Below are 9,883 nucleotides of genomic sequence, written 5' to 3' on the forward strand. Positions count from 1 at the left end.
CAGCGCCATGCCCCTGACGTCGTCGCTGACCAAACCCCTGGCCCCTTCATGGGCCAATCGCTTCAAAGAGCAAAGCCTGGAGCGCGGGCGCCGTTATGCCCTGGAGAACCGGGTGCGCATCGTCGAATGCGGCGACAGCACCATCGTCGCCAGTTGCGAAGGCTCGGGCGGCAACGTTTATCGGCAGACCATCTCACTGCGCGAGTCGGCCAAGGGCACGCTGATCCTGGTGGACAGCCGCTGTACCTGCCCGGTGCACACCAACTGCAAACACATCGCGGCGGTGCTGCTCAAAGTCCAGGAAACCCTGGCCTATCCGGCCGCTGCACAGGATGCCGAGCTGCTGGAAAAACTCCAGGCCGTACTGGAAAACCGCGTGGCGTTGCCGCAGGTGGTCATGGAGGATGTAGTGCCCGTGCCGCGCTTGTGGCTGGCCAGTGTCGAGTTCAGTGCCTTTGAACCGCGCAATGGCAAGATGCAGCGCTACATCCAGCACCGTGCGGCGCTGTCATTCAACTACTTGGGCAACTATGTCAGCGGGCAGAAAAACGCCGACATCATCGTGCGCCAGGACACCCAGAGCCTGCGGATCAAGCGGCATCCGGAGCTGGAACAGCCGTACCGCGAACACCTGCGGCTGCTCGGCTTCAAGATCGCCACACGCCAGAGCAAAGCCTTGCCGGAAAGCGCTGGCGAGCTGTTCGAGATGGTCAATGACAGCGCCTGGCTCAACTTCACCCTCAACGCATCACCCACCTTACGGGCCGAGGGCTGGGAGCTGCAGATCGATGAGGACTTCGGCTTCGACCTGAGCACCGTCGATGACTGGTACGCCACCGTCGATGACGGGCCGGAGCGCGATTGGTTCGACTTGGAGCTGGGCATTATCGTCAACGGCGAGCGGCTGAGCCTGCTGCCGATCCTGCTGAACCTGATGCGCTCCCACACCGAGATCCTCAACCCGGAAAAACTCGCACGCCGTCGCGATGAAGAACTGATCCTGGTAAACATTCCCGGCCTGCCCAACGGCGGCCATGGCCCGCTGCAAGTGGCGCTGCCTTACGGCCGGCTGAAACCGGTACTGGCAACCCTCGGCGAGTTCTACTTGCAGGAAGCCGGCACCACCACGCTGCGCCTGGCCAAGGCCGATGCGATTCGCTTGAACCCGCTCGAAGACCTGCCGCTGCAATGGGAAGGTGGCGAGAAGATCCGCAACTTCGCCCAGCGCCTGCGGGATATCAAGGATTTCACCTGCGTAGCGCCGGAAGGGTTGAACGCGACGTTACGCCCGTACCAGCTGGAAGGCTTGAGCTGGATGCAGTCACTGCGCCAGCTCGATGTAGGCGGGATACTTGCGGATGACATGGGCCTGGGTAAAACCCTGCAAACCTTGGCGCATATTCTCACTGAAAAAATCGCCGGGCGCCTGGATCGGCCCTGCATGGTGGTGATGCCCACCAGCTTGATTCCCAATTGGCTCGATGAGGCGGCGCACTTCACCCCACAGCTCAAGGTACTGGCGCTGTATGGCGCGACACGTAAGAAACATTTTGCCAACCTGAACGACTACGACCTGCTGCTGACCACCTACGCGCTGCTGCCCAAGGATATCGAACAGCTCGCCGCCTTGCCGTTGCATGTGCTGATCCTGGATGAAGCGCAGTACATCAAGAACCCTTCCAGCAAAGCGGCCCAGGCGGCGCGCGAGTTGAATGCGCGGCAACGCTTGTGCCTCAGCGGCACGCCACTGGAAAACCACTTGGGTGAGCTGTGGTCGTTGTTTCATTTCCTCCTGCCGGGCTGGCTGGGCGACGTGAAAAGCTTCAACCGCGATTACCGCGTGCCCATCGAAAAGCGCGCCAGCGATGTACGATTGCAGCACCTCAACGGCCGGATAAAACCCTTCCTGCTGCGCCGCACCAAGGAGCAGGTGGCCACGGAGTTGCCGCCCAAGACCGAGATCATCCACTGGGTCGACCTCAATGAGGCCCAGCGCGACGTGTACGAAACCATGCGCCTGGCCATGGACAAGAAGGTGCGTGACGAGATCACCCGCAAGGGTGTGGCACGCAGCCAAATCATCATTCTTGAGGCGCTGCTGAAGCTGCGCCAGGTGTGCTGCGACCTGCGCCTGGTCAACGACGCCACCCTGCCCTCCCGTGGCAGCAGCTCGGGCAAGCTCGACAGTTTGATGACGATGCTCGAGGAGCTGTTTGAAGAAGGCCGGCGGATCCTGCTGTTTTCCCAGTTCACCTCGATGCTGAGCCTGATCGAAGTCGAGCTTAAAAAGCGCGGCGTTGCCTACGCCTTGTTGACCGGCCAGACCCGCGATCGGCGCACGCCGGTGAAGGACTTCCAGAGCGGCAAGCTGCAGATTTTTCTGATCAGCCTGAAGGCCGGCGGTGTAGGCCTGAACCTGACGGAAGCCGACACGGTGATCCACTACGACCCATGGTGGAACCCGGCCACGGAAAACCAGGCCACCGACCGTGCGTATCGCATCGGGCAGGAGAAGCCGGTGTTCGTGTACAAGATGATTGCCCGAGGCACGGTGGAGGAAAAAATCCAACACCTGCAAAAAGAAAAGTCCGATCTGGCAGCGGGCGTGCTGGATGGGCGTACTACCGGAGACTGGCAGCTGGGCAACGAGGATATTGAAGCGCTGTTCGCGCCGTTGCCCCACAAACAGGAAAAGCGCTGACTGTCAGATCGCTATCGCAGGCAAGCCAGCTCCCACAGGTGACCGCGTTTCTTCAAGATAACTGCGGTCGAATGTGGGAGCTGGCTTGCCTGCGATGGGCGCACCGCGGTTTTCAGCCGATCAACTGCGCTTCACGCAGCGCGGTAACTGCCGCCAACCAACGCGGATCCTGCTTGTAGTCCGTCGACGCAATCGCCTGTCCGCGCATGCGTGCGATTCGGGCCGATGGTTTGACCTTCATGCGCTGGGCGGCGGTCAACGCCAACTCGGCAGCCGCGCGATCATTGCACACCAGGCCCATGTCGCAACCCGCCGTCAGCGCCGCTTCGATACGGCTGGCGGCGTCGCCCACCACATGGGCACCGGCCATGGACAGGTCATCACTGAAAATCACGCCATCGAACTGCAACTCGCCGCGCAAGATCTCCTGCAACCAGCGTCGCGAGAACCCGGCTGGCTGGGCATCGACTTGCGGATAGATCACGTGAGCGGGCATCACCGCCGCCAGTTGCTTGCTCAAGCGTGCGAAAGGCACCAAGTCATTGGCGCGAATCTGCTCCAGGCTGCGCTCGTCATTGGGAATCGCGACGTGGGAATCGGCCTCCGCCCAACCATGGCCCGGGAAGTGTTTACCGGTCGCGGCCATGCCCGCGCTGTTCATCCCACGGATAAAGGCACCGGCGAGCACGGCAGCGCGCTCGGGGTCGCCCTCGAAGGATCGGGTGCCGACCACGGCGCTGCGTTGATAGTCCAGATCGAGGACGGGGGCGAAACTCAGGTCCAGGCCCACGGCCAGCACTTCAGTCGCCATGATCCAGCCGCATTGCTCGGCCAGGTATTCAGCATTGGGGTTGTCCGCCAGCGCACGCATAGCCGGCAGGCGCACAAAGCCCTGGCGCAGGCGCTGTACGCGACCGCCTTCCTGGTCAACCGCCAGCAACAGGTCCGGGCGCACGGCACGAATCGCCGCGCTCAACTCCCGCACCTGGCGTGGATGCTCGATATTGCGCGCAAAAATGATCAGGCCGCCCACTTCAGGCTGGCGCAACAGGTGGCGATCCTCGGCCGTCAGCCAGGTACCGGCAACGTCGACCATCAAAGAACCTTGCAGGGCAGCAGTCATAAACCTTCCTTATAGAACGCACACAACCCGTTGCTCTCACCAGGCACAGTGAGAACAACGGGTTGCGAGTAAATAGCTGAATTCGGCATGGGCCGCTAGCTTAGCGGATGCAAGCGGCTGCGCACACCCGGACGGGTCAAACCTTGGCGGGGGCCGGCGCGGATTTGCTGCGTGGGCGCAGCTGGGCGGCGGCCATGTCCGGGTCGCTCACGCCGGTTTCGGCGCGCATGCCGGCGGCAAGGAACGGCACCATCAGGCGCATGACCTGCTCGATAGAGGTATTCACACCGAAATCGGTTTCGGCAATGGCCCGCAACGCCTTGATCCCGGACATGCTGAACGCGGCAGCACCCAACATGAAGTGCACACGCCAGAACAGCTCGATCGGCGGAATACGCGGGGCGGCCTCGTTGACCAGCAACATGTAGCGGCGGAAAACCTTGCCGTACATGTCTTCCAAGTAACGCCGCAGGTGGCCCTGGCTTTGACTGAACGCCAAGCCCAACAGGCGCATGAAGATCGACAGGTCGTTGCCGCTGCGGGGCTGAACCACCAGGGCTTGTTCAACGAGGATTTCCAACAGCTCTTCCAAGGTGGGCTTGTGCTCAGCCTTTGCCTGGCGACGCTCGAGTTCACGGTCAAGACTGGCGCAGAACGGCCCCAGGAAGCGCGAGAACACGGCTTGGATAAGCGCTTTTTTCGAGCCGAAATGGTAATTCACTGCCGCGAGGTTGACGCCAGCCTTGCTGGTAATCAGCCGCAATGAAGTTTCAGCGAATCCTTTTTCCGCGAACAATTGCTCGGCAGCATCGAGAATGCGTTCAACGGTTTCCGACTGGGCCATGGCTACTCCGCCTGACAAACACTTGTTTGAAACATACGTTTCAGGTTATGTCTTGTCAAGCCTGCGGGTTCGCTTTCCGGCCGGGCAGTCATGTATTTCATCGCTATTTAATCACATCCTTGGCGGTCTGTAGGCAGCGCTATCCCTGCCTTGTAGGACGTGTCCCCGATGACCGTCCAGCGGAGTGGCCAAAAAGGATGATTGCCAAGCGCAGTTCACTGTATATAATCCCAGTCACTGTATAAAAAGACAGAGCGATCAACATGCTAAAACTGACGCCACGCCAAGCTGAGATTCTGGCTTTTATCAAGCGCTGCCTCGATGACAACGGCTACCCGCCGACACGAGCGGAAATTGCGCTGGAACTGGGGTTCAAGTCCCCCAACGCCGCCGAAGAACACCTCAAGGCCCTCGCGCGCAAAGGCGCCATCGAGATGACCCCCGGTGCCTCGCGCGGCATTCGCATCCCTGGCTTCGAAGCCAAGGCCGACGAATCGACCCTGCCGATCATCGGCCGTGTCGCTGCCGGTGCGCCGATCCTGGCGCAGCAGCACGTCGAGGAATCCTGCAACATCAACCCGACCTTCTTCCATCCTCGCGCCGACTACCTGTTGCGGGTCCATGGCATGAGCATGAAGGACGTGGGCATCTTCGACGGTGACCTGCTGGCCGTCCACACTACACGCGAAGCCCGTAATGGCCAGATCGTCGTCGCCCGTATCGGCGACGAAGTCACCGTCAAACGCTTCAAGCGCGAAGGCAGCAAGGTCTGGCTGTTGGCCGAGAACCCTGAGTTCGCCCCGATTGAAGTGAACCTGAAAGATCAGGACCTGGTGATCGAAGGCTTGAGCGTCGGCGTCATTCGCCGCTAAAGGAGGCATCATGCAGCTCGTGCACACCCCACAACACACACAACTGTCGCTGTTCGAGGCCTTCATGGCCCAACCCCTTGCGCCCATCCTCAAGGAAACGATCGAGGCGCCCTGGAGCGCCGAGCCTGAGGCGTTCAGTGAATTGTCGTTGCGCGGTGCAGCTGGGAGCTGCCTGAGCCTGTTGGCGCCAATCCTTCGCGAATTGAGCGAAGAGCAGGACGCCCGCTGGCTGACGCTGATCGCCCCGCCCGCCAGCCTGACCCAGGCCTGGCTGCGGGACGCCGGCCTCAACCGCGAACGCATCCTGCTGCTGCAACCGCGCGGCGCGCAAAGCGCCCAGCAGTTGACCTGCGAAGCCTTGCGCCTGGGCCGTAGCCACACCGTGGTGAGCTGGCTGAACCCTCTGAATGCTGCGGCCAAGCAACAGCTGATCAGCGCCGCACGCACGGGCGATGCTCAGAGCTTGAATATTCGATTGGGATAAAAGTACGGACTTTGCGTATGGTGCGCAGGCTTACTGTGGTTTGCAGGCTTCTTATGGTGACCGGGCTTACTGTGGCTTGCAGGCTTCTTATGGTGACTGGGCTTGTTGTGGTGAGCAGGCTTGTTGTGGTGAGCGGGCTTGCCCCGCGCTGGGCTGCGAAGCAGTCCTAAATCGATTTAATGCGGTACATCAGGTATTCCGCGGTGCCTGGTTTTGGGGCCGCTTCGCAGCCCAGCGCGGGGCAAGCCCGCTCACCACAACAGCCCAGCCCACAACAGCCCAGCTCACAACCACAAGCCCACTCACCACAACAGCCCCGCTGGCCAAAACTTGCACGCTCGTCGCAGACCTCAGTGAAGAACGCGTGGCCCGTCTTCTTTCTCCGGCTCGCCTTCTGCAAGGCGACCTGCCATCTGCACACCCACGCTCAACATGGCTTTTGCCACTTCCACGTGCTGGCCCTGCAGGAACACTTTGGCGTCCTCGGAAAAATCCAGAATAACCAGAGAACCTTCGTCCTCAGCCCGGCGCAGCTCGATTCGGCCGTCGGGCAACTCAACAATTTCCAGAAAGGACGTCGGCATAAAAGTCTGTTCTCCACGAAAGCCCGGGATTATATCAGTCATCTGCCAGGCTTCGTTGAGGTTCTGAAGAGGTTTCTTTACGGCTTGATGAACGGCGCCATATGAATCCGACCAACGTTCAGCACTCGTTTAAACCTTCACGAAAGCGCAACGCCATCTTTTTCAGCTCCTGACGCCAGCCTTCCAACTCTTCGCGACTCAGAGGCTTAGGCTCTTCCTCTTCCAACGCAACCGCCACGATCAGGGGCTGGGTTACATCGCCCTTGGGCACATGGGGAACACGGGGCGGCTGAAACATATCCGCATGGGCCTTAAGCAGACGCGCGACCCAGCTGTCAGGGCTCTGGGCCATTTCCACCAACTCGGCCAGCTCAGGGATCGCCATGCTTTCCAGCACTTCACGATTCATGATCATTTCCGCACGGGGCGAACCGGCCTGGGGCAAGCGGTAGAACCCGGCGATCTCATGACACAAGCCCAGTAACGCACCATACAGGTGGAACAACGCGGCTTCACGCCCAGCCTGAACCAGCGCAATCGCGTTCATCTCCTTCCCTTCCTCGGCACGGCCAAGGGCTTCCAGGGACAAACCCGCGAAGTAAATTTTCTGGTTGGTACGGGTATAGAGTTCGTTGGCCATGACGGCAATCTCCACAACGAATAAGCGTGATGCTGGCTGAACAGTGTCACGGATCAGCCGAACCTACTGCAAGTGCAATAAACCGCTGCTTAGGCGGGTCAAAACTCGACGTTCAGAACCAAAAAAATCCAATGTGGGAGGGGCGGCGACGATTCGACTTGCCCCTTCCCACATTGGATCTTCAGCGCATCCGACGGATCAAGCGCCCTGACGCTTGTCCTCGACCTTCCACTTACCACCGTCGTAGAACGCTTTCCAGCCGGTAGGCTTGCCGTCCACTTCGGACTGCACGTATTGCTCCTTGGTCTTGCGGCTGTAGCGGATCACGGCCGGACGACCGTCGGGATCCTTCTTCGGCGCCTCACACAGGAAGTGGTACTTCGGATCGATCTCATCCTTGTGCGGCACGATCTCCAGCACCAACGGTGCACGGGTCTCGCGGTTTTTCGGGAACTGGCTGGCCGCCAGGAACAGGCCGGAAGCGCCGTCACGCAGGATGTAGGTGTCGTTGACCTTCTCGCACTTGAGTTCGGGCATCTTCACCGGGTCCATCTTAGGCGGCGCCGCGTCACCGCTTTTCAGCAGTTTGCGGGTGTTCTTGCACGTCGGGTTGGTGCAACCGAAGAACTTGCCGAAACGACCGGTCTTGAGCTGCATCTCGCTGCCGCACTTGTCGCATTCCAGGCTCGGACCTTCATAGCCCTTGATGCGGTAGGTGCCTTCTTCGATCTCGTAGCCGTTGCAATCCGGGTTGTTACCGCAGATGTGCAGCTTGTGCTTCTCGTCCAGCAGGTAAGCGTCCATCGCCGTGCTGCAGATCGGGCAACGGTGCTTGCCACGCAGTACCAGCGACTCGGATTCACCCTCATCGTCAGCCGCGATTTCATCGCCCGGCACCAGGTTGACGGTGGCCTTGCAGCGCTCTTTCGGCGGCAGGCTGTAGCCCGAGCAACCGAGGAAAACGCCGGTGGACGCCGTACGAATCTGCATCGGGCGGCCGCAGGTCAGGCACGGGATGTCGGTCATCACCGGCTGGTTGGCACGCATGCCGCTCTCAGGGCTTTCGGCCACTTCGAGCTTTTTCTTGAAGTCGCCGTAGAACTCGTCCAGCACGTTTTTCCAGTCGCGCTCGCCCTGGGCGACGTCATCGAGGTTCTCTTCCATACCGGCGGTAAAGCCGTAGTCCATCAGGTTGGAGAAGCTCTCGGACAGGCGCTCGGTGACGATGTCGCCCATCTTTTCCGAATAGAAACGACGGTTGTGCAACGCCACGTAGCCGCGATCCTGGATGGTGGAGATGATCGCCGCGTAGGTCGAAGGACGACCGATACCGCGTTTTTCCATCTCTTTTACCAGGCTGGCTTCCGAGTAACGCGCCGGTGGCTTGGTGAAGTGCTGGGACGGGTCGAGCTTGATCAGCTTCAACGTATCGCCCTGGGCCATGTCCGGCAGCACATCGTCATCGCCTGGCTTGGCGATCTGCGGCATCACGCGGGTGTAACCGTCGAACTTGAGGATACGGCCCTTGGCACGCAGCTCGAAGTCCCCAGCCCCCACACTGACCGTGGTGGACAGGTATTGCGCCGGCAGCATCTGGCAGGCCAGGAACTGGCGCCAGATCAGCTCGTAGAGGCGCTCGGCGTCGCGCTCCATGCCACTGAGCTTGCTTGGCTCGGTGTTGGCGTCCGAAGGACGAATCGCTTCGTGAGCCTCCTGTGCGCCTTCCTTGCTGCTGTAGACGTTCGGCTTCTCCGGCAGGTATTTCTTGCCGAACTCGCTTTCAATGTAAGTACGCGCCATCGCGACCGCGTCCACCGAAAGGTTGGTGGAGTCGGTACGCATATAGGTGATGTAGCCGGCTTCGTACAGACGCTGGGCCATCATCATGGTTTTCTTCACCCCGAAGCCCAGGCGGTTACTCGCGGCCTGTTGCAGGGTGGAGGTGATGAACGGTGCCGATGGCTTGCTGCTGGTGGGTTTGTCTTCACGCTTGACGATGCTGTAGCTGGACGCCTTGAGCTTTTCCAGCGCAGCCATGGCCTGGGCTTCGTTCAGCGGCTTGAAGGCCTCACCTTTCTCGCGGGCCACTTCAAAGCGCACATTGGCACCCTTGGCGGTGCCGAGGTCGGCGTGGACTTCCCAATACTCTTCGGGGTTGAACGCACGGATCTCGCGCTCACGCTCCACCACCAGCTTTACCGCGACCGATTGCACACGGCCGGCGGACAGGCCACGGGCGATCTTGGCCCACAACAGTGGCGAGACCATGTAACCCACGACGCGGTCGAGGAAACGACGCGCTTGCTGGGCGTTGACACGGTCGATGTCCAGTTCGCCCGGCTTGGAGAAGGCTTCCTGGATGGCTTTCTTGGTGATTTCGTTGAACACCACACGCTTGTAGCGGCTATCGTCGCCGCCAATGGCTTCCCGCAGGTGCCAGGCAATGGCTTCCCCTTCGCGGTCCAAGTCCGTTGCGAGATAGATGGTGTCGGCATCTTTGGCGAGCCGGCGCAGCTCTTCGATGACCTTTTCCTTGCCCGGAAGGATTTCGTACTTGGCCTTCCAGCCATGATCCGGGTCCACACCCATGCGTGAGACCAGCTGCTTGCGCGCTTTCTCTTTAGGCGTGAGTACC

8 protein-coding genes are annotated in these 9,883 nt (G+C 60.5%); 3 read left to right on the forward strand and 5 right to left on the reverse strand.

Translation table 11 applies throughout. The features are described from left to right. Window positions 1-7 precede the first annotated feature (7 nt). Complete coding sequence (locus AC3ZU9_RS21740; RefSeq protein ID WP_490091300.1) at window positions 8-2,701, forward strand: DEAD/DEAH box helicase; 2,694 nt, start codon at window positions 8-10, stop codon at window positions 2,699-2,701. Window positions 2,702-2,813: 112 nt separating this feature from the next. Here the strand turns inward: AC3ZU9_RS21740 and nagZ are convergent, their stop codons facing one another. Next, on the reverse strand, window positions 2,814-3,824 hold the full coding sequence (gene nagZ, locus AC3ZU9_RS21745) for a beta-N-acetylhexosaminidase (RefSeq protein WP_046035151.1): 1,011 nt from the start codon (window positions 3,822-3,824) through the stop codon (window positions 2,814-2,816). A gap of 136 nt (window positions 3,825-3,960) precedes the next feature. Beyond that, the gene (locus tag AC3ZU9_RS21750; protein WP_012722850.1) at window positions 3,961-4,668 is read right to left on the reverse strand and encodes a TetR/AcrR family transcriptional regulator; all 708 of its coding nucleotides are present in this window, start codon (window positions 4,666-4,668) and stop codon (window positions 3,961-3,963) included. A gap of 263 nt (window positions 4,669-4,931) precedes the next feature. On the opposite strand from AC3ZU9_RS21750, the gene lexA reads away from it, so the two are divergent. After that, complete coding sequence (lexA, locus tag AC3ZU9_RS21755) at window positions 4,932-5,540, forward strand: transcriptional repressor LexA (RefSeq protein ID WP_003172575.1); 609 nt, start codon at window positions 4,932-4,934, stop codon at window positions 5,538-5,540. A gap of 10 nt (window positions 5,541-5,550) precedes the next feature. Continuing rightward, entirely contained in the window at window positions 5,551-6,024 is a 474-nt protein-coding gene (gene sulA / locus AC3ZU9_RS21760) for an SOS-induced cell division inhibitor SulA (RefSeq protein ID WP_012722849.1), read from the forward strand. Between the two features lie 350 nt (window positions 6,025-6,374). Here the strand turns inward: sulA and AC3ZU9_RS21765 are convergent, their stop codons facing one another. The 3 genes from AC3ZU9_RS21765 to topA all read right to left on the reverse strand — a co-directional run. Next, window positions 6,375-6,608, reverse strand: a complete 234-nt coding sequence (locus AC3ZU9_RS21765) for a hypothetical protein (protein WP_010212068.1) — start codon at window positions 6,606-6,608, stop codon at window positions 6,375-6,377. Window positions 6,609-6,726: 118 nt separating this feature from the next. Further along, window positions 6,727-7,248, reverse strand: coding sequence for a DUF6586 family protein (locus tag AC3ZU9_RS21770; protein WP_012722847.1), 522 nt, complete (start codon window positions 7,246-7,248; stop codon window positions 6,727-6,729). 198 nt (window positions 7,249-7,446) lie between these two features. Beyond that, window positions 7,447-9,883, reverse strand: a 2,437-nt coding sequence (topA, locus tag AC3ZU9_RS21775; RefSeq protein ID WP_490091301.1) for a type I DNA topoisomerase, incomplete at its 5' end; no start/stop codon positions are given.

It is taken from the genome of Pseudomonas sp. A39 (genome assembly GCF_058145955.1).